Origin of the sequence: Actinoplanes ianthinogenes (assembly GCF_018324205.1) — a bacterium.
GTDB lineage: Bacteria > Actinomycetota > Actinomycetes > Mycobacteriales > Micromonosporaceae > Actinoplanes > Actinoplanes ianthinogenes.
On sequence record NZ_AP023356.1, the window covers coordinates 6,609,938 to 6,628,329 of the forward strand.

13 protein-coding genes and 1 riboswitch are annotated in these 18,392 nt (G+C 71.4%); of the genes, 10 read left to right on the plus strand and 3 right to left on the minus strand.

Annotation, left to right across the window (positions count from 1 at the left end; genetic code table 11):
- The first annotated feature begins 108 nt into the window (after positions 1-108).
- Together leuS and Aiant_RS30135 are read left to right on the plus strand one after the other, a co-directional pair.
- Positions 109-2,916 carry a leucine--tRNA ligase gene (gene leuS / locus Aiant_RS30130; RefSeq protein WP_189335720.1) on the plus strand — a complete coding sequence of 936 codons (2,808 nt, stop codon included), beginning with the start codon at positions 109-111 and terminating at the stop codon, positions 2,914-2,916.
- A gap of 459 nt (positions 2,917-3,375) precedes the next feature.
- Positions 3,376-4,098, plus strand: coding sequence for a nucleotidyltransferase domain-containing protein (locus Aiant_RS30135; RefSeq protein WP_189335721.1), 723 nt, complete (start codon positions 3,376-3,378; stop codon positions 4,096-4,098).
- A 116-nt stretch (positions 4,099-4,214) separates the two neighbouring features.
- Here the strand turns inward: Aiant_RS30135 and Aiant_RS30140 are convergent, their stop codons facing one another.
- The 3 genes from Aiant_RS30140 to Aiant_RS30150 all read right to left on the minus strand — a co-directional run bounded on the left by Aiant_RS30140 (position 4,215) and on the right by Aiant_RS30150 (position 7,063).
- Positions 4,215-5,015 (minus strand): TVP38/TMEM64 family protein, encoded by an 801-nt coding sequence (locus Aiant_RS30140; protein ID WP_189335722.1) that lies wholly within the window; start codon positions 5,013-5,015, stop codon positions 4,215-4,217.
- Positions 5,016-5,107: 92 nt separating this feature from the next.
- Positions 5,108-5,821 carry a type 1 glutamine amidotransferase gene (locus Aiant_RS30145; RefSeq protein WP_189335723.1) on the minus strand — a complete coding sequence of 238 codons (714 nt, stop codon included), beginning with the start codon at positions 5,819-5,821 and terminating at the stop codon, positions 5,108-5,110.
- Between the two features lie 21 nt (positions 5,822-5,842).
- Positions 5,843-7,063, minus strand: coding sequence for a Mur ligase family protein (locus Aiant_RS30150; RefSeq protein ID WP_189335835.1), 1,221 nt, complete (start codon positions 7,061-7,063; stop codon positions 5,843-5,845).
- Between the two features lie 469 nt (positions 7,064-7,532).
- A riboswitch (cyclic di-AMP (ydaO/yuaA leader) is annotated at positions 7,533-7,662 on the plus strand.
- 6 nt (positions 7,663-7,668) lie between these two features.
- On the opposite strand from Aiant_RS30150, the gene Aiant_RS30155 reads away from it, so the two are divergent.
- The 8 genes from Aiant_RS30155 (at position 7,669) to mraY (ending at position 18,159) form a co-directional block, all read left to right on the plus strand.
- Positions 7,669-8,499 carry a C40 family peptidase gene (locus tag Aiant_RS30155; RefSeq protein ID WP_229831274.1) on the plus strand — a complete coding sequence of 277 codons (831 nt, stop codon included), beginning with the start codon at positions 7,669-7,671 and terminating at the stop codon, positions 8,497-8,499.
- Positions 8,500-9,173: 674 nt separating this feature from the next.
- Positions 9,174-9,605: a division/cell wall cluster transcriptional repressor MraZ gene (mraZ, locus tag Aiant_RS30160; RefSeq protein WP_043523825.1), complete on the plus strand. Its 432-nt coding sequence runs from the start codon at positions 9,174-9,176 to the stop codon at positions 9,603-9,605.
- Between the two features lie 233 nt (positions 9,606-9,838).
- Positions 9,839-10,963 (plus strand): 16S rRNA (cytosine(1402)-N(4))-methyltransferase RsmH, encoded by a 1,125-nt coding sequence (gene rsmH / locus Aiant_RS30165; RefSeq protein ID WP_189335724.1) that lies wholly within the window; start codon positions 9,839-9,841, stop codon positions 10,961-10,963.
- 206 nt (positions 10,964-11,169) lie between these two features.
- Complete coding sequence (ftsL, locus tag Aiant_RS30170) at positions 11,170-11,679, plus strand: cell division protein FtsL (RefSeq protein ID WP_306415854.1); 510 nt, start codon at positions 11,170-11,172, stop codon at positions 11,677-11,679.
- 3 nt (positions 11,680-11,682) lie between these two features.
- Positions 11,683-14,097 (plus strand): peptidoglycan D,D-transpeptidase FtsI family protein, encoded by a 2,415-nt coding sequence (locus Aiant_RS30175; RefSeq protein WP_189335725.1) that lies wholly within the window; start codon positions 11,683-11,685, stop codon positions 14,095-14,097.
- A gap of 56 nt (positions 14,098-14,153) precedes the next feature.
- Positions 14,154-15,659 (plus strand): UDP-N-acetylmuramoyl-L-alanyl-D-glutamate--2,6-diaminopimelate ligase, encoded by a 1,506-nt coding sequence (locus Aiant_RS30180; RefSeq protein WP_189335726.1) that lies wholly within the window; start codon positions 14,154-14,156, stop codon positions 15,657-15,659.
- Positions 15,656-17,047: a UDP-N-acetylmuramoyl-tripeptide--D-alanyl-D-alanine ligase gene (locus Aiant_RS30185; RefSeq protein WP_189335727.1), complete on the plus strand. Its 1,392-nt coding sequence runs from the start codon at positions 15,656-15,658 to the stop codon at positions 17,045-17,047. The genes Aiant_RS30180 and Aiant_RS30185 overlap by 4 nt, the downstream gene beginning before the upstream one ends.
- Entirely contained in the window at positions 17,044-18,159 is a 1,116-nt protein-coding gene (gene mraY / locus Aiant_RS30190) for a phospho-N-acetylmuramoyl-pentapeptide-transferase (RefSeq protein WP_189335728.1), read from the plus strand. The genes Aiant_RS30185 and mraY overlap by 4 nt, the downstream gene beginning before the upstream one ends.
- Positions 18,160-18,392: the final 233 nt, after the last annotated feature.

Genomic DNA, 18,392 nt, shown 5'->3' on the forward strand with positions numbered 1-18,392 from the left:
CGACAGCGTTATCTGAACAGTCGGTACAGTGCGGCGCCCCCTCCTGCGTGAGGGGCTTTTTTATGCCCTTCGGAGCGCGAACCCCACCAGCCCACTGACGTAGACGAGATGGTGAAGATGAGCGAGACCGAGAACCCGTTCCGTTACACCGCCGCGCTGGCCGGCGAGATGGAGCTGCGCTGGCAGCAGTACTGGGCGGAGAACGGGACGTTCCACGCGCCCAACCCGGTCGGCGAGCTGGCCGACCCGGACCACCCGCGCGCCGGCGCGCCGAAACTGCACGTGCAGGACATGTTCCCGTACCCGTCCGGCGCCGGCCTGCACGTCGGGCACCCGCTGGGCTACATCGGCACCGACTGCTACACCCGCTACCAGCGGATGGCCGGCTTCAACGTGCTGCATCCGATGGGCTTCGACGCGTTCGGCCTGCCGGCCGAGCAGTACGCGGTGCAGACCGGCACCCACCCCGCGGTGACCACCGCGGCCAACGTCGAGCGGTACCGGCAGCAGCTGCGCCGCCTGGGCCTGGCGTACGACGAGCGCCGCTCGTTCTCCACCACCGACCCGGAGTACTACCGCTGGACCCAGTGGATCTTCCTGCAGGTCTTCAACTCCTGGTACGACACCGAGCTGCACAAGGCCCGGCCGATCAGTGAGCTGATCACCGAGTTCGAGACCGGCACCCGCCCGGCCCCGGGCACCCCGTGGAAGGACATGTCGCCGGTCGAGCGGCGCAAGCTGATCGACGGCCACCGGCTGGCCTACGTCTCCGAGGCCCCGGTCAACTGGTGCCCCGGCCTGGGCACCGTGCTGGCCAACGAGGAGGTCACCCCGGACGGCCGCTCCGAGCGAGGCAACTTCCCGGTCTTCCAGCGCAGCCTGAAGCAGTGGATGATGCGGATCACCGCGTACGGTGACCGCCTGGTCGACGACCTGGACGCGCTGGACTGGCCGGAGCCGGTCAAGCTGATGCAGCGCAACTGGATCGGCCGGAGCCGGGGCGCGCACGTCGACTTCCCGATCGGCGCCGACCACATCCGGGTCTTCACCACCCGGCCGGACACCCTGTTCGGCGCGACGTACATGGTCCTGGCCCCGGAGCACGAGCTGGTCGCCACGATCGTCCCGGACGCCTGGCCGGCCGGCACCCACGACGTCTGGACCGGCGGGGCGGCCACCCCGGCCGAGGCCGTCGCCGCCTACAAGGCGACCGCCGCGGCCAAGACCGAGGAGGAGCGCACCGCCGAGGGCAAGGTGAAGACCGGCGTCTTCACCGGGGCGTACGCCACCAACCCGGTCAACGGCGCGAGCATCCCGGTCTTCATCGCCGACTACGTGCTGGCCGGTTACGGCACCGGCGCGATCATGGCGGTGCCCGGGCACGACGAGCGCGACTTCGCGTTCGCCACCGTGTTCGAGCTGCCGGTGGTCCGCACCATCGAGACGCCCGAGGGCTTCGAGGGCGCGTACACCGGCGACGGCGTAGTGATCAATTCGGAGTTTCTGGACGGGCTGACCAAGGACGACGCCAAGGCCGCGATGATCGCCTGGCTGGAGGACAACGACAAGGGCGCCGGCGCCACCACCTACCGGCTGCGCGACTGGCTGTTCAGCCGCCAGCGCTACTGGGGCGAGCCGTTCCCGATCGTCTACGACGAGACCGGCCTGCCGATCGCGCTGCCCGAGTCGATGCTGCCGGTCGAGCTGCCGGACGTGGACGACTTCTCCCCGCGCACCTTCGACCCGGACGACGCGGACACCGAGCCGGAGACCCCGCTGTCCCGCAAGAAGGACTGGGTGCAGGTCGAGCTGGACCTGGGCGACGGGCCGAAGACGTACACCCGCGAGACCAACACCATGCCGCAGTGGGCCGGCTCCTGCTGGTACGAACTGCGCTACCTGGACCCGCACAACGACAAGGTGCTGGTCGACCCGGCCAACGAGGCGTACTGGATGGGTCCCCGCTCGGCCGGCGACCCGGGTGGCGTCGACCTGTACGTCGGCGGCGTCGAGCACGCCGTGCTGCACCTGCTGTACTCGCGCTTCTGGCACAAGGTGCTGTTCGACCTGGGCCACGTCTCGTCCTTCGAGCCGTTCAAGAAACTGTTCAACCAGGGCTACATCCAGGCGTACGCGTTCCGCGACGCCCGCGGCGTGATCGTCCCGGCCGAGGAGGTCGTCGAGCGCGACGGCAAGTGGTACTACGGCGACCAGCAGGTCAACCGTGAGTACGGCAAGATGGGCAAGTCGCTGAAGAACGTGGTGACCCCCGACGAGATGTGCGAGCAGTACGGCGCCGACACGTTCCGGGTCTACGAGATGGCGATGGGCCCGCTGGACGTCTCCCGTCCCTGGGAGACCCGGGCGGTGATCGGTTCGCAGCGCTTCCTGCAGCGAGTCTGGCGTCTGGTGGTCGACGAGGAGACCGGCGCGGTCCGGGTCACCGACGAGCCGCTGGACGCCAAGTCCCGCAAGGTCCTGCACAAGGTCATCGCCGGCGTCCGCGAGGACATGGCCGAGCTGCGGTTCAACACCGCGATCGCCAAGCTGATCGAGCTGACCAACACGCTGACCCCGCTGCCCACCGTCTCCCGCGAGGCGGTCGAGCCGCTGGTGCTGATGCTGTCCCCGTTCGCGCCGCACCTGGCCGAGGAGCTGTGGGGCAAGCTGGGCCACATCGGCACGCTGGCCTACGCGGACTTCCCGCAGGCCGACCCGGCCCAGCTGGTCGCCGACTCGATCACCTACCCGGTCCAGGTCAACGGCAAGGTCCGCGGCCGGGTCGAGGTCGCCCCGGACACCCCGGAGGAGGAGGTCCGGGCGCAGGCCCTGGCCGCCGTCGCCGAGGCCCTGGCCGGCAAGGACCCGAAAAAGGTCATCGTGGTGAAGGGCCGCCTGGTCAGCGTGGTCGTCTGAGCCAGGTTCCCCGCGCCACCCGGGCCGATCTCGCCACCCGCGAGGTCGGCCCGTCGCTTTCGGCCATCGCCGGCGACAACCATCCCCGCTGCCGCGATGCCGCCGGCTTCCGCGCGGATCCTTTTCTGGTACGACTGGCAGTCCCGTGGCGGTCGGCTCGCGAGGCCGAGGCCCCGAACGACCGCGGCGCGTGTCGTGCGGGTCCGCTGGGGGACCGCGCAGCGCCCGCCCGCCTGCAGCTCGTCCGTCTGCAGCTCGTCCGTCTGCAGCTCGTCCGTCTGCAGCCCGCCCGCCTGCAGCCCGCCCGCCTACAGCCCGCCCGCCTACAGCCCGCCCGCCTGCAGCCCGCCCTCCCAGGGGGAGCCAGCCCATCGATCATTTTGGGCTAGAAGGCCAAGATCCCGCAGACGGCCTGTGGATAACCGGCTGCTGTGGAGACCGCTCGATACGGTTCGCGGGATGGAGATCGCGGAAAGCTTCGTGCGCCGGGCCGACGTCCTCGCTCCGGGGCTGGTCGAGGGGTTCTATCTGCAGGGGTCGGTGGCGCTCGGGGACTACCGGGCGGGGGTCAGTGACGTCGACTTCGTGGCGGTCACGTCGCGGCCGCCGGCGCCCGAGCTGATCAGGCGGATCCATCAGGAGCTGCCGCGCCGGCCGCATCTCGACGGGGTCTTCGTGGGGTGGGACGACCTGCGGCGGGATCCGGCGGAGCTCCCGCCCGGGCCGGCCGTGCACGAGGGTCGGGTGCTGGCCGCCTCCGACTTCGAGCGGAACCTGGTCACATGGCACGTGCTGGCCCAGGCCGCGGTGACGCTGCGCGGGCCCGAGCGGCCGGAGATCTACACCGACTGGCCGGCGCTGGCCGAGCGGACCCGGGCGAACCTGGACTCCTACTGGCGGCCGTGGGTCCGGCGGCTGCGGGTCGGCCCGGCCGGGTTCACGGGCTGGGCGGTCTCCTGGACGGTACTCGGGGTGGCGCGGCTGCGGCACACCCTGGAGGCGGGGGAGGTCACCTCGAAGACGGCGGCGGGTGAGTTCGCGCTGCGGGCCTACGGGAACCGCTGGGAGCGCATCGTCGGGGAGGCGCTCCGGATCCGCTGCGGCGGAGCGTCCCGCTACCGGAACCCGGTGCGCCGCCGTGCCGACCTGTTGGCCTTCGCGGAGCGGGTGCTGGCGGACTGAGGCGGCCGGCGCCCGGCAGCTCCGCCCGTACCGAAAAAGGCTTTCCGGACAAAACGGCCCGACACGGAAGGGCAGACCGTGCGGAGGAGCGGCCCGCGGGTGGGGGAGCGGTCCGGTCAGGCCGGAGTCGCGGTGGCCACCGGGCCGGCGGCGCGGCGGGAGGTCTGGCGCCAGCGGATGACGATCGCGGTGCTCAGGATGAAGCTGATCGCCGCCGGGGCGATCGTGATGGCGCTCATCCGGCCCGGAGCGGCCACCGCGGCGCCGATCACGGCGTAGGTGACCGTGGACGGGATGGCGGCGATCGTGGTGCCGAGCAGGTAACGCTTGCGGCAGACGCTGGTGGTGCCGTAGGCGTAGCCGACCAGGCCGAACGGGGCCAGGGGCAGGAAGCGGACCAGGAGCACGGCGGCCAGGCCACGACGGTTGAGCCAGCCGTCGAGGCGGGCCAGCCGGCCGCCGGCCTTGGCCTGGAGCGCGCCGCGGCCGGCCCAGCGGCCGGCGTAGTAGGTGGCGATCGCCGCGATCACGGCGGCGGCCAGGGCGGCGATCGCGCCGGTGGCGGCGCCGAGCAGGGCGCCGCAGGCCACGGTGACCGCGGTCCGGGGGACCAGGACGGACAGGAGCAGGCCGCCCAGCACGGCGACGGCGACGGCGGCGCCCGGGCCGAGCGCGACCACCGCGTCGCCGATGTCGCGCAGCGGCAGGGTGCTCGCGGCCACCGCGAGGCCGCCGATCAGCGCGGTCAGCACGCCGAGCCGGACCAGGCGCCGCTTGCGGCTGATCGGGGCGTGCGCCTCCGGCTCCGCCGGAACCGCCGCGACCGGCGGCTCGAGGACGGCGACGGACCGGCTGATCGGCGCAGCCTGAGAGTCCCCGGCGAGGGCGCCCACGGGGCGTTCAGGTTTGTCGGTCATATGCAGGCCTACCGCCCCAACGGCTCGTCGGTTCAGGACACGGTCGTGCAGTTTGTTCCGCGCTCGTCTTCGTCGTCGTGGTGCCGAGGCACTCAGGCCGGGGCCGTGGCGGCGAACCGCTCGCCCCTCAGCCGCTCCGGCCAGGTGTCGTCAAGGGGCGCAAGCCTATCCGCGCCGGTCGCCCAACGCAGTAGCAGATCGGCTATCGCTGGGTTGCGAGCGAGCGCCGGCCCGTGCGAGTACGTCCCGATGATCTTGCCGGCCCAGGCGCCCTCGGTGTGCCCGTCGTTGCCGATGCCACCGGTCACCCGGGCCAGCGGCGCGGCGTGCTGGCCCAGGTGAGTGCGGCCGCCATGGTTCTCAAAACCGGTCAGCGGGGGAAGCCCGAGCCGCGGGTCGATGTCCCCGCGGAGCTCGCCGACCGCCCGGGTCTCACCCCGGTCCGAGGTGATGTCGAGCAGACCGAGCCCGGCACATTTCGTCCCCTTGGCGAAGAACGAATGACCGAACAGTTGGTAACCCGCGCAGATGGCCAGGACCGAGGCGCCCTGGTTCACCGCGCGGTGCAGGCCGCCGTCGGTGATCAGCCGCTGCGAGGCGAGCGACTGCGGGCCGTCCTCGCCGCCGCCGATCAGGTAGATGTCGGCGGTGGTGGGCATCTGCATGTCGGAGCGGACCTCGTAGGTCTCCACCGGGATGCCGCGGGCGGCCGCCCGGTGCGCCAGGATCAGCAGGTTGCCCCGGTCGCCGTAGGTGGAGAGCAGATCCGGGTAGATCCAGACGATCCGCAAGGTGCTGTCGTTCATGCCTTGACCTCGGTCTTGGTGTTAATTGACACGGTCGAGCACCGCGCGGATGTCCTGGAACGCCGTGTAGTTGGCGATCACCTCGAGGCGGCCGGGCGGGACCGCGGCCAGCGCCTCGTCGAAGGTGTTTACGTGCTGGAACGGCACCCGGTTCACTTCCAGCCGGACGGCCAGGTCGAACGCCCGGTCGCCGGTGATCAGCACGCGCCGGTCGCGCAGCGGGGCGAAGTCGACGTCCCACAGCCACGAGGTGTCCAGCCCGTCGGGGTCCCGCGCGTTGATCGAGAGCAGCGTCGGCGCCTGGTCGGCCATGTCGAACGCCTCCAGCCAGCTCGCCGGGTTCTTGGCGAGCAGCAGCCGGATGTTGCGGCCGTCCCGGTCGACCTGCGCGTACCGCCCCGCGATGGAGGTCACCCGGGAGAGTCGCGGGAGGGCCTCGATCGGGCGGACCCCGAACTCACCGGCGACCGCGAGGGCGGTGGCCGCGTTACCCAGGTTGACCTTGCCGGGGAGCTGGAGCTTGACCAGGTGCCAGTCGCCGCGCGGGTCGATGACGCCGTCCTCCTCGACCACCCACTGCGGGGTCGGCCGGCGCAGCGGGCAGCCGGTGCACCACCAGTCACCGTTCGCCCGCTCGATCGGGTGGCCGCTCTCCGGGCAGACGAACGAGTCGTCGTGCCAGCGCTGACCGGCGCTGAACCACGTGGTCTGCGGGCTGCTGACGGCTGCCCAGACCACCATCGGGTCGTCCGCGTTGGCCACCACCCGGATCTCGGGGTGGCCGGCCAGCGCGGTCTTCCACAGCTGCGCCATCATCGCCACCTCCTTCGCCCGGTCGAGCTGGTCGCGGGAGAGGTTGAGCAGGGCCACCACCTTGGGCCGGGTGGAGTCGATCACCTGGGCCAGGTAGTGCTCGTCGACCTCCAGCACGGCGAACGGGGTGTGTCCCTCTTTCGCCAGGGCCGAGGTGTGGCCGGTGGGCATGTTCGCCCCGTAGCCGTTGGTGGCGACCCGGCCGAGCACGCCGACCGCGGCCGCGGTGAGCCGGGTGGTGGTGGTCTTGCCGTTGGTGCCGGACACCAGGGCGACGGCGCGCCCGGACGACAGGTGGGCCAGCAGGTCCGGATCGATCTTGAGGCCGATCCAGCCGCCGATCACCGAACCGTCGCCGCGTCCCGCGGCCCTGGAGAGCGCGGCCGCGGTCTTCGACGCGGTGGTCGCGACTATGGCCCGCAGGGGCATCTTCCCGTCCGTCACGCCAGCGAGGGTACCGGACCCCGGGGTTACGTCGCGTTGCCGGAAGGCACCCACCACCGTTGCTGTGGCCCTCCTCCCATCGGATTACCACGTTTGCGCCGGTGCCCTGACGTTTCGGGGTTCCTAATGGGTTACCACCCGAGAAATTGTGTGTTCTGGTTCACTTCCCTATTTCGACGGAATGTAGTCGGATGAATGCAATCGGTGATGACATTTGTCTTGCGGAGCGAACAAATGGGACAGCGTCCGTCATGCCAAACACGGTGTGTGACTGAATCGCACCTGACGATCATGGGCGAATTCAGGTACCAAAGATTCGCCGGCAGCAACCGCTCGCCGGTCGCGACGATCCGGTTCACGCCGAGCCCTGCCCCGGGCCGGTCGACGCGAACGCCCAAGCACCAGAACAGCTGACAAGGCATCAGGGGGCAGGGACGGGGGACCCATTTACCGGTCCGCGCCGGCGCCGCACGCCCCACGGCGGCGCCATCGGTCGGACCTTGGGGTGAAGCCACCACGGTGGCCGGGCAAGCCTTCCCGCCCGAACCCGACAGCTAACCTCGCAGGCGTGCCGGAGGGATCTCTCAACCGTGCACGAACACAGTTCGAGCCGGGGCCGCCGCATGTCCGGCGCCGGTACCGTCGCACTGTCCCTGGGCCTCTGCCTCTGCGCCGGCCAGCTCATCGGAGCTTCCCCCGCGGTCGCGTCCACCACGCAGGCCGCGAGCACGACCGCCGGCACGGCGGCCGCTGCGGCGAAGGTCACGCCCAAGTTGACCGCCTCGGTCAACACCCGGAGCCTCGCCTGGGGCTCCACTCTCAAGGTCACCGCCAAGGTCATCGACCCGCGCACCGGCAAGGTCGCCAAGGGCACGGTCCGGCTTCAGGCCTGGCGGACCAACAAGTGGGTCACCTGGGACACCGAGACCGTGAAGAGCGGTGCGGTCACCCTGGCGGCCCGTCCGACCTCCAAGGGCGTCGGTTCCGGCGTCTACGTCCGCACGCTCTTCACCGGCAGCGGCTACAACCAGGCCGCCTCCACCAAGGTCAAGATCTCGGTCAAGTCGAGCGGCGCCAAGATCCTCGCCGAGGCGAAGAAGCACAAGGGCGCGCTCTACCTGTTCGGCGCCGCCGGGCCCAAGCGGTTCGACTGCTCCGGGTTCACCAAGTACGTGTACAAGAAGGCGGCCGGCAAGAACCTGCCGCACAAGGCGAACTCGCAGCAGAAGTACGGCAAGGCGGTCAGCAAGTCGCACAAGCGGGTCGGCGACCTGATCGTCTTCCGCTCCGGGTCGTACGGCTACCACGCGGGCATCTACGCGGGCGGCGGCTACATGTACGACTCGCCGCACACCGGCGCGCGTGTCGGGAAGCACAAGATCTACGGCAGTAACTACGTCGTGCGGCGTCTCGTCGCCTGATGCCGGGCGCCGGCGCCTCCGTGAGTCGCCAGCGCCCTAGTAAGTAAGGAAACACCGCCAGTGGGGCGCGACCCGGTTCGGGTCGCGCCCCACTGGCGTTCCCGGTGCGGCACGGGCGGCCGGTCGCGGTCCGCGCCCCGCCTTCTGATCGCTGACCGGTTTCCGGTACGACCGCAGCGCCACGGCCCGGGCCGGCTCTCCACCCCTCACCGGCGGGATCCGTCCACATGGGCGCCGCCGGACCCTCCACTTTCGGCGCGGGCGACCCTCCACAAGTCCCGGCGGGAGCCTCCACTCTCCTCCACCGGGGTCCTCCACTCTCCTCCACCGGGGTCCTCCACTTCTCTCCCCGCCGCACTCCACAACCCTCCCCAAGCGGCTGAACAGTGCTTTTCGGGCGGAGTTATCGACCCTCCTGCGCCGGATGTCGGAAACCGGACCTGGTGGATCATGGTCTCGCCCTCCACTCCGCGCCACCGCCTGTGAACTGGGATTACGTCCGCGAAAACGGCTCGTGAGCGATCGCTTTCGGGTTGCAGGTGGAGGGAAGTGGAGTAGAGTGGGGCGCAGTGGCAGGACTGAGCGGACGACACCGAGAGCCTGCCGGCCCGAGTTGACAGACGGTCCACTCCCTCCGCGAAGGAGCGGCCGTCCCGGCAAAGGGGTGGGGGCCGATGTTTCTCGGCACGCACACCCCTCGGCTGGACGAGAAGGGCCGGCTGATCCTCCCGGCGAAGTTCCGAGATGAGCTGGCGGGAGGTGTCGTGATCACGAAGGGGCAGGAGCGCTGTCTTTACGTGTTCCCGATGCCGGAGTTCCAGCGCATCGCGGGCCAGCTGCGCGAGGCGCCGGTGACCAACAAGGCCGCCCGGGCTTACAGCCGGGTGTTCTTCGCCAGCGCCCACGACGAGGTGCCTGACAAACAGGGCCGGGTCACCATCCCCGCACACCTGCGGGAGTACGCGAGTCTCGGCCGGGATCTCGTGGTGATCGGGGCCAGCACCCGGGTCGAGATCTGGGACAAGCAGTCCTGGGACGACTACCTCTCGGCGAGCGAGGAAGAGTTCGCCGACATCGAGGAGGGGGTGCTGCCCGGCGGACTGTAAGGCGTGGCACTCGGTGGGCCGCTGGGACTTCCGGCCCGACCGCCACTGCTTGCCGTACTGCGAGATCTCCAGCCGCTCCCGCTCCTGGCGCCTCTTCCCCGGCGCCAGGCGCGTGTCCGGGCCCGGTCATACCGGCGCGGGCAGAGCGGATGGGGATCTGGCGGTACGGATGGCGGCCGGGCCGGCATGGCAGCAACAGGTAACAACCGGGTGTAACGCGATCAGGTGGGGCAATGGGGGTCGACATGGGGGAGCCGCGCGGTGCGCACGTTCCGGTGCTGCTGGAACGCTGCCTCGAGCTGCTCGGTCCGGCCCTGGCCCGGCCCGGCGCGGTGCACGTCGACTTCACGCTGGGCCTCGGCGGGCACGCCGAGGCGGTGCTGGAGCGGTTCCCGGACGTCACCCTGATCGGTCTCGACCGGGACACCGAGGCGCTCGCCCACTCGCGGCACCGTCTGGCCCGGTTCGCCGAGCGGACGCACCTGGTGCACGCGGTCTACCACGAGCTGCCCCGGGTGCTCACCGAGCTGGACCTACCGGGGATCGACAGCGGGCTGTTCGATCTGGGTGTCTCCTCGTTGCAGCTGGACGAGGCGGACCGGGGTTTCGCGTACGCGCAGGACGCCCCGCTGGACATGCGGATGGACCAGTCCCGGGGGATCACCGCGGAAGAGGTCGTCAACACGTACGAGCCCGGCGAGCTGGTGCGCATTCTCCGGCAGTACGGCGAGGAGAAATTCGCTCCACGGATCGTCTCGTCGATCGTCCGGGAACGGGCGAGAGAACGCATCGTCTCGACCGCGCGGCTGGCCGAGCTGATCAAAGACGCTATTCCGGCCGCCGCGCGGCGAACGGGTGGAAATCCCGCGAAAAGGTCGTTCCAGGCACTACGCATTGAGGTGAACGGCGAGCTCGAAGTGCTCGAATCCGCTGTTCCGGCGGCTTTGGACGCGTTGTCGCCCGGCGGGCGACTTGTGGTGATGAGTTATCAATCGTTGGAGGACAAGATCGTCAAGCGCGCCGTCACCGCGAGGGCGCGCAGCACCGGGCCGATCGACCTGCCGGTCGAGCTGCCCGGCACCGGTCCCACGCTGCGGCTGCTGACCCGAGGGTCGGAGCTGCCCAGCGAGGCGGAGGTGGCGGCGAACCCGCGGGCGGCTTCGGTGAAGCTGCGCGCGGTGGAGCGGCTGGACGAGAACGAGAGCAGGGCGAACCAGGGACCGAGGGCCGGCCGCGAACGGCCCCGCATGACTACGTCGGTCCGCGGCGGAGAACCGACGCAACACCGTAGTGAAACGCACGGGGGACAGGGGCGGAAACGCTCCGAGGCGGACGACGAGGGGGAGGGGGAAGCATGAGCGAGCGAACCAACGCGCCGCGGTCGGGGGGCCGTGCGGCGCAACCGCGCTCCACCGCTGGGGAGCGTGGGCGCGGGGCGAGCCGCGATGCCAGGACTGAGGGGGCCGGCGTCCGGGGGGCGCGCCGGTCCGACACGCGCCGGTCCGGGATCGGGCGGGACGACCGCGGTGACCGGCCCGGGCCGCGGGCCGGGGGTGAGGTCGAGGTGAGCATCGAGGGCACCGCGGCCAAGCGGCTGGACACCGCCGCGACGACCGCGCCGGCGTCGCCGCGCCTGCGGGTCGCGCCGCCGCTGCCGATCCGCGCGCCGCGGCCGACCTTCGCGGCCGGCGTGATCGTGCTGGTCCTGATCGGTGTGGTCGGCATCCTGCTGATCAACACCAAGACCATGGAGCAGTCGTTCAAGCTGGACGCGCTGCGTGACCAGCAGACCGCCCTGGACGAGGAGCAGCAGGAGCTGAACCAGCAGCTGATCCAGCTGTCCAGCCCGGGCAACCTGGAGGCCGCCGCGCGCCGGCTGGGCCTGGTCCGGGCGGACAACCCGGCGATGATCCGGCTGCCCGACGGCAAGATCATCCGGCCGCCGACGCCGGGTGAGGGCCCGGTCTCGGTGACCGCGCAGCCGGCCAAGGGCGACGGGAACACCGACCAGGGCAAGACCGGCCAGGGGAACACCGGGCAGGGCGCCGGCGGTCAGAACGGAACGGGGCAGTAGGCCGTGTCGCCGCGAGACGACGAGACACCGCGCCGGGGCACTCCGCCCCGGCGCGCTGCGTCCCGAGCCGTCCCTCCGGAGGGACCCGAGGAGCCGGAGCGCCCCGAACGGCGCGGGCGCTCCAGCATCGGTGAGGCGCGGGCGTACACGCCGCGCGGGCGCACCGTGGCCGAGCGGGGGCGCACCCCGCGGACCGGCCGCACCACCGACCCGTTCCGCCCGGCGTTGCAGGTGGTCGAGGGCGGCGAGGGGACTCCGCGGGCCCGGCAGCGCGGCGCCCGCACGGGTGAGCCGCCGGCCGACGAGCGGGGCCGCCCGGAGCGCGAGCCGCGGGAGGGCACGGGCCGGGCTCGCGAGCCGCGGGAGGGCACGAAACGGGCCCGGGAGCCGCGGGAGGGCACGAGCCGGGGCCGGGAGGCGCGGGAGGCCACCGGCAAGGGCCGGGAGCGGGAGGCGCGCGAGGCACGGGAGGCGCGCGAGAAACGGGAGCGCCGGGCCGGGGACCGCGACGTCCCCCGGGTACGCCGCGCCCCGGAACCCCCGCGAGCGAGCTCACGGCGTACCGGAAAGCAGGAACCCGCGGCACGGCGGACCGTGACCGATCGGACCGGTCGTGGTCCCGGCCGGGAACCGGCCCGCCGCCCGCGCCCGGTGCCGGCCGAGCCGCCGAAGCTGGCCAACAGCACCCGCCGGCTGCGGCTCGGCACGGTGCTCGCACTCTCGCTGTTCGTCATGATCGGCGTGCGGCTGGTGGTGCTCCAGGTGGGCACCTCGCCGGCCGAGGTGGAGAGCCTGGTCAAGCTGCGCAACAAGCGGCTCAGCACGGTCGAGCTGCCGGCCCCGCGGGGCAGCATCCTGGACCGGAACGGCGCGGTGCTGGCGAACAGCGTGGAGGCCCGGTACATCTACGCCGACCCGGAGAACGCGCAACTGCAGAAGAACCTGGGCGCCACCGCGGTCCGGCTGTCCCGGCTGCTCGGCATCCCGGCCTCCAAACTGGCCGCGAAGATGCAGCGCAAGCAGGTGCTCGGCACCTGGTCACGGTTCAGCTACCTGGCGCGCGGCGTGGACATCTCGATCGCCAACCAGATCGAGGCGATGGGGCTGAAGGGCATCTACACGCACGTCGACGAGCGGCGTGACGTGCCCGGCAAGGACCTGGCCGCGAACCTGATCGGCTTCACCGGCGACGACGGCCGCGGGCTGGTCGGCCTGGAGGCCCGGTACGACGACCTGCTGCACGGCACCGACGGCAAGCGGGTCTACGAGACCGGCAAGGGCAGCCTGAACGTGCCGATCGCGGGCGGGTACGAGCAGATCACCGCCGCCCGCCCGGGCAGCTCGGTGAAGCTGACCATCGACCGCTGGGTGCAGTACAACGCCCAGCGGATCCTGAACGAAGAGGCCGAGCGGAACCACGCCACGGTGGCCGGCGCGGTGATCCTGGACGTCAAGACCGGGGAGATCGTGGCCCAGGCCAGCTACCCGACCTACAACGCGGCCCAGCCGGAGAAGTCCGAGGAGAACGAGCGGATCGACGTGCCGACCGCGGTGGTCACCGACCCGGGCTCCAGCCACAAGGCGTTCGTGATCGGCGCGGCGCTGCAGGAGGGTCTGATCACGCCGGAGTCGACGCAGGTGGTCGCGCCGGCGATCGTGCGCGGCGGGATCCCGTTCGAGGACCACGAGAAGGTGACCAAGGGCTCCAAGCTGACCATCGCCGGGATCCTGGCCTACTCGTCCAACGTCGGGACCATCCTGATCGGCGAGAAGCTCGGCAAGCAGAAGCTCTACGAGTACCAGCAGAAGTTCGGGCTGGGCAAGGCGACCGGCGAGGGCATGCCCGGCGAGTCGCCCGGCCTGCTGCTGCCGCCGGACCAGTGGAGCGGCTCGGCGTACGGGTCGGTGCCGATCGGGCACAGCGTCTCGGCGACCCTGGTGCAGATGGCCGCCGGGTACGGCGCGATCGCCAACGACGGCGTCTACATCCAGCCGCACCTGATCAAGTCGACGGTGGCCGGCGACGGGACGGAGACCCCGGTCGCCACCCCGGAGACGCACCGGGTGCTGGACGCCAAGGTCGCGGGCGAGCTGCGCACCCTGCTGGAGGCGGTGACCGAGGACAACGAGGGCACCGGCACCAAGGCGCAGGTGGCCGGTTACCGGGTGGCCGGCAAGACCGGCACCGGCAAGATGGTCGTGGACGGGCAGTACACCAGCCACAACGCCAGCTCGTTCGTCGGCATGGCACCGGCCGAGAACCCGCGGTACGTCGTCGCGGTCTCGATGGACGTGGCCAAGGGCACCGGTGGCGAGGTGTCCGCGCCGGCCTTCTCCGACATGATGGGCTACACCCTGCTCCATTACTTTGTGCCACCGTCCACCACGAAACCGCCGACGTTCAAGCTCCGGGACTGACGGAGGGCGCATGGCGTTGACGGGAACCGGTGCCGTACCGGGTAGGGTCTGACGCCGTGTCCGGCATTCCCCGCCCCGAGACCGTCGCGCCGTTCCCGTTGACGCGGCTCGCTGAGCTGCTCACGGCAACGCTGCACGGTGGTGACGTCGATGTCACCGGGGTCACGCACAGTAGTGGCGCGGTGCGCCCTGGAGATCTCTACGCGGCGCTGCCCGGCGCGAACCGGCATGGCGCCGAGTTCGTCGCCGACGCGGCCCGCTCCGGCGCGGCGGCGGTGCTGACCGACCCGGCCGGGCGCGAGGCCGCGCTCGCCGCCGGGTTGCCGGTGCTGGTCGCCGACGCTCCGCGAGCGGTGCTCGGCGCGGCCGCGGCGGCGATCTACGGCGATCCGTCCCGGCGGCTCACCATGATCGGGATCACCGGGACGGCCGGCAAGACCTCGACGTCGTACCTGGTGGAGGCCGGGTTGCGGGCGGCCGGGAAGGTCACCGGCCTGGTCGGCACGGTGGAGACCAGGCTCGGCGACTTCACCGTGAAGAGCGTCCGCACCACGCCCGAGGCCACCGACCTCCAGGCGATCCTGGCCGTCGGGGTGGACCGGGGGGTCTCCGCGGTGGTCATGGAGGTGTCCAGCCACGCCCTGGTCATGGGCCGGGCGGACGGGATCCGGTTCGCGGCCTCCGGGTACACCAACTTCGGCCAGGACCACCTGGACTTCCACCCGACGTCGGAGGAGTATTTCGCGGCCAAGGCCCGGCTCTTCGACGGGCGCAGCGCGGTCGGGGTGCTCAACCATGACGATTCCTCCGTCATGTCGCTTTTCAAGCCGGGCATGGTGACTTACTCGGCGGCGGGCAACCGGGACGCCACCTGGTGGGCTTCCGGCGTGCGCCCGTCGGACTTCGGTCAGCTGTTCACCGCGCACGGACCGGGCGGCGTCACCGTCGACACCGGCGTCGCGCTGCCCGGCCTGCACAACGTCGCCAACGCGCTGCTCGCGCTCGCCCTGCTCGCCTCGGTCGGTGTCGACCCGGCGGTGGCCGGTCGCGGGATCCTCGAGTGCTCCGGGGTGCCGGGCCGGCTGGAGCAGGTTCCGTCGCCCGGTGAGGTGCTCGGCGTCGTCGACTACGCGCACAAGCCCAACGCGATCGTGGCCGCCCTCGCGGCGCTGCGCGAGCTGGCCACCGGTCGCGGCGGGCGGCTGATCTGCGTGCTCGGCGCCGGCGGCGACCGGGACAAGGGCAAGCGGCCGCTGATGGGTGAGGCCGCGGCGCAGGGCGCCGACTTGGTGATCATCACGGACGACAACCCCAGGACCGAGGACCCGGCTTCGGTACGCGCGGCAGTGCGCCGTGGCGCCGAACAGGCACACTCGGCCGCCAAGGTGGTCGAGGTCGCCGGACGCCGGGCGGCGATCGACGAGGCGGTCCGGATGGCCGCCGCGGGCGACGTGATCGCCGTCCTGGGCAAGGGCAACGAGCAGGGCCAGGAGGTGAACGGCCAGGTGCTGCCGTTCGACGACCGGATCGAGCTGGCCGCCGCGCTGGGGGGTCACTCATGATCAGTCTTTCGCTCGCCGAGATCGCCGGGATCACCGGCGGCACGCTGGTCAACAGCGACGGCTCGGCGATCGTCACCGGCGGGGTGGAGTACGACTCCCGCAAGGTCGGCCCGGGCGGGCTGTTCGTGGCGTTCGCCGGGGAGAAGGTGGACGGGCACGAGTTCGGCCCGCAGGTGGTCGCGGCCGGCGCGGCCGGGGTGCTCGGCACCCGGGACGCGGGCGTGCCCGGCGTCGTCGTCGCGGACCAGCTGGCCGCTCTGGCCAAGCTCGCGACCGCGGTGCTGGAGCGGCTGCCGGAGCTGACCGTGGTCGGGCTGACCGGCTCGTCCGGCAAGACCACCACCAAGGACTACATCGGGCAGCTGCTGTCCCGGCTCGGGCCGACCGTGGCGCTGCCCGGGTCGCTCAACAACGAGCTGGGTTTCCCCTACACGGTGCTCCAGGCCGACGAGAAGACCCGGTTCCTGGTGCTGGAGATGGGCGCCCGGGGCATCGGGCACATCCGGTACCTGACCGGGATCGCCCGGCCGTCGATCGGCGTGGTGCTCAACGTCGGGGCGGCGCACCTCGGCGAGTTCGGGTCGGTCGAGGGGACCGCGCGGGCCAAGGGCGAGCTGGTCGAGGCGCTGCCGGAGTCCGGCGTCGCGGTGCTGAACGCGGACGATCCGCTGGTGTCGGCGATGGCTTCGCGGACCGTGGCGCGGGTCATCCAGGTCGGCGAGCGGGACTCGGCGGGACTGCGGGCCGCCGAGGTCACCGTGGACGCCACGGGGCGGGCGTCGTACGTACTGAAATCCGGTCCTGAATCGGGAAACGTGCGCCTGGGGGTGGCCGGGCGGCATCAGGTGGCCAACAGCCTCGCCGCGGCCGCGGTCGCGCTGACCGCCGGGATGGCCTTCGACGACCTGGTCGTCGCGCTCGGCGAGGTGGGCATCGTGTCCGGGCGGCGGATGGACGTGGTGCAGCGGCCGGACGGGGTCACGCTGATCGACGACTCCTACAACGCCAACCCGTCCTCGACCGCGGCGGCGCTGCACGCGCTGGCCGCGATGGGGGAGGGCAAGCGCACCACCGCCGTGCTCGGCTACATGGCCGAGCTGGGCGAGCACGAGGTGTCCGGGCACGCCGAGGTCGGCCGGCTGGCCGCCGAGCTGGGTGTGGACCGGCTGATCGCGGTGGCGGACAACGCCCGCCCGATCCTGGACGGCGCGGCGGAGGTGGGCGCGTGGCGGGGCACCGCCCGGTTCGCCGCCGACCAGGCCGCCGCGATCGAGATTCTGCGCAACGACCTGCGCGCCGACGATGTCGTGCTGGTCAAGGGTTCCCGGTACCGCACATGGGACGTCGCCGACTGGCTGCGGCGTTCCGAGGAGGTTCAGCCCACGTGAGGGCAGTCATCGTCGCGGCCGCGGTCGCCTTTCTCATCTCGCTCTTCGGCACCCCGATCGCCATCAAGGTGTTCTCCGCGCTGAAGGCCGGGCAGCCGATCCGGACCATCGGTCCGCAGACCCACCTGGGCAAGCGGGGCACCCCGACCATGGGCGGCGTGGCGTTCATCCTGGCCACGGTCTTCGCGTACGTCGCCGGCCACGTCGCGCTGACCACGCTCCCGGAACGGCAGATCGCCCAGGAGCGGCCCACCATGACCGCGCTGGTGCTGCTCGGTCTGTTCGTGTTCTGCGGCGCGGTCGGCTTCCTGGACGACTTCCTGAAGGTCCGCAAGAAGAACTCGGACGGCCTCAGCGCCAAGGGCAAGCTGCTCGGGCAGTTGCTGGTCGGCACCGGCTTCGGCATCGCGGCGCTGTACTTCCCGAGCACCAACGGGGAGACCGTGGCGAGCGAGAAGATCTCGTTCATCCGGGACGTCAGCTGGCTCGACGTCGGCAAGGTCGGCGCGGTCATGGTCTTCGTCTTCGTGATCATGGCGATGTCCAACGGCGTGAACCTGACCGACGGTCTGGACGGCCTGGCCACCGGCGCGTCGATCCTGGTGCTCGGGGCGTACTCGCTGATCGGCTTCTGGCAGTACCGGCACTGGTGCGGCGACGACGACTACCGGCTCACCAGCCAGCTCACCCAGGAGCACTGCTACCAGGTCCGCGACCCGCTGGAGATCGCGCTGATCGCGGCGGCCGCGGCGGCGGCCTGCGTCGGCTTCCTGTGGTGGAACACCAACCCGGCGCGGATCTTCATGGGCGACACCGGCGCGCTCGGCCTGGGCGGCCTGATCGGCGGCCTGGCGGTGGCCACCCGGACCACGCTGCTCTCGGTGATCATCGGCGGCCTGTTCGTGGTGATCACGATGTCCGTGGTCATCCAGATCATCTCGTTCAAGACCACCGGTAAACGGGTGTTCCGGATGTCGCCGCTCCAGCACCACTTCGAGTTGGCCGGCTGGTCCGAGGTGAACATCGTGGTCCGGTTCTGGATCATCGCCGGGATCTGCGCGGCGATCGGTCTGGGGCTGTTCTACAGCGACCATCTCGCGGTCATGGGCTGACCGGTTTCTCCGCACGATCCCGGGTAACCGGGCGGGGGTCACGGCCGATCGGCCGTGGCCCCATTCGCGTGCGTGCATGCGGCCGGCGTCGTCGCGGAGCCGTGACCAATGCGTCGATATCCCCATGGCCGGGGCGAACCGGTTCATAGGCTGTGGACTGCCGGTGCGGGAGCCGATGGCGCTCCGTCCAGGCGGGAGCGTCCGGACGTCCTGCGCCGGTGACCGCCGGCCCG

Excerpts from the sequence above, each read along its gene's own strand:
- Aiant_RS30135 (WP_189335721.1), top strand. The coding sequence starts at position 3,376 with ATGGAGATCGCGGAAAGCTTCGTGCGCCGGGCCGACGTCCTCGCTCCG.
- leuS (WP_189335720.1), top strand. The coding sequence starts at position 109 with ATGGTGAAGATGAGCGAGACCGAGAACCCGTTCCGTTACACCGCCGCG.
- Aiant_RS30145 (WP_189335723.1), bottom strand. The coding sequence starts at position 5,821 with ATGAACGACAGCACCTTGCGGATCGTCTGGATCTACCCGGATCTGCTC.
- Aiant_RS30150 (WP_189335835.1), bottom strand. The coding sequence starts at position 7,063 with ATGCCCCTGCGGGCCATAGTCGCGACCACCGCGTCGAAGACCGCGGCC.
- Aiant_RS30140 (WP_189335722.1), bottom strand. The coding sequence starts at position 5,015 with ATGACCGACAAACCTGAACGCCCCGTGGGCGCCCTCGCCGGGGACTCT.
- rsmH (WP_189335724.1), top strand. The coding sequence starts at position 9,839 with ATGGGGGTCGACATGGGGGAGCCGCGCGGTGCGCACGTTCCGGTGCTG.
- Aiant_RS30185 (WP_189335727.1), top strand. The coding sequence starts at position 15,656 with ATGATCAGTCTTTCGCTCGCCGAGATCGCCGGGATCACCGGCGGCACG.
- mraZ (WP_043523825.1), top strand. The coding sequence starts at position 9,174 with ATGTTTCTCGGCACGCACACCCCTCGGCTGGACGAGAAGGGCCGGCTG.